This window comes from Oleiphilus sp. HI0128 (genome assembly GCF_001635365.1).
In genome coordinates this window covers 1-1,340 of record NZ_LWGG01001457.1, presented here as the reverse complement: position 1 = coordinate 1,340, position 1,340 = coordinate 1, and the positions used below count along the sequence as shown (strand labels likewise).

The following is a 1,340-nucleotide window of genomic DNA, read 5'->3' as shown; positions in this document are numbered from 1 at the left end:
ACTTTCGGATGACCGGCTGTGAGCAGGTGTTGATCATCCAACCACTCAAGATTATCAACAGCCATGGGGATGTAAACCGTATCAATTAAGTGCCAGGACAGCATATCCTGTCCTTTCATATAGCGAGACACTTGATTCGCTGTGGTTTCAGCTACAAACAGGGTTTTCTGGTCTGCAGACAAAGTCACCCCATTCGTATAACGAAGGCCATCGATCACTGTATGCCCCTGCTCTCCATCAAAATATACCAGCGAAGACAACGCCAGCCCGGCATAGTCCTCTACAATCTCCATCACGCTATGACGCGGGTTGCCATGATCGTTTGATACAAAGAAACGGTCTTTCCCCACAACAGCGATATCATTAGGCGAGATTAACTCTGGAAATGGAATACGTCGGCGTAGCTTTAAGTTACCATCAGGAAGAATGCTAAATACATCAATCTCATGTGTCTGCATATCAAGATGATTTACCGCATAGAGCTCTATCGCCTTTCCCTGAACGCCATCTTGTTGTTCAAAGCGCAGAGCAATTCCATGAGGATGAAAAGCCCCTTTCATTTTGACCATCAACTGCTTTGGTTTCGAGTTTGGATCACTGAGATCCAGAGTCCAAATACCACCGTTTTCATAGGACTTTAAGTCTTTATCCAAAAAAGCCTGGCGACGGTCATCGGCTGAAATATAAGCCAGCTTTTGCACTCGATCGACCGTGATATCCTCTGCTCCAATAGGACCTGCTAGCTTTTCACACTGCCCAAAAGGCTGACTTTCTTCAACACTACGGAAGACCCCTGCATCCTTAGCGATACCCGCGGCGTGAAATATCACCAGTACTAAAATAAGTAGTAAGATTTTTGTTCGAGTCTTCTTAAGCATTTCTTAGATATCCAGTTTTTATTATTACTTATAACGAGCTAGGCAGTTTACCAGTAAAAATCATACTTTGTACTTTCAAAAATGAATACCCTGCCATCGATTATGCGTATAATGCCGCCCATTGATTTGAATTTACGCAAAATAGTAATTACAGGAGAGCTACAATGCTAGAAGTTAACGAATATTTTGATGGCAAGGTTAAATCGATTGCCTTTGAAAGCACTACTCTGCCAGCAACAGTAGGCGTTATGAAAGCAGGTGAATATACCTTCGGTACCAGCCAGAAAGAATACATGACAGTTGTCAGTGGCGAACTAATTGTAAAACTACCAGGCTCAGAAGAATTTGTTTCATTTAAAGACGGAGAGACTTTTACCGTTGAAGCAAATCAGTCCTTCGACCTGCAAGTTCCTACAGATACCGCTTATCTTTGTAAGTACGAATAAACAGAATCTATTTAAT

At 42.5% G+C, this 1,340-nt stretch carries 2 protein-coding genes; one reads left to right on the top strand and one right to left on the bottom strand.

The features are described 5' to 3' along the window. Window positions 1-878 (bottom strand): SMP-30/gluconolactonase/LRE family protein (locus tag A3763_RS24005; RefSeq protein WP_068760652.1); only part of this gene is annotated, 878 nt, incomplete at its 3' end. Window positions 879-1,042: 164 nt separating this feature from the next. On the opposite strand from A3763_RS24005, the gene A3763_RS24000 reads away from it, so the two are divergent. Beyond that, the gene (locus tag A3763_RS24000; RefSeq protein WP_068512427.1) at window positions 1,043-1,324 is read left to right on the top strand and encodes a pyrimidine/purine nucleoside phosphorylase; all 282 of its coding nucleotides are present in this window, start codon (window positions 1,043-1,045) and stop codon (window positions 1,322-1,324) included. Window positions 1,325-1,340: the final 16 nt, after the last annotated feature.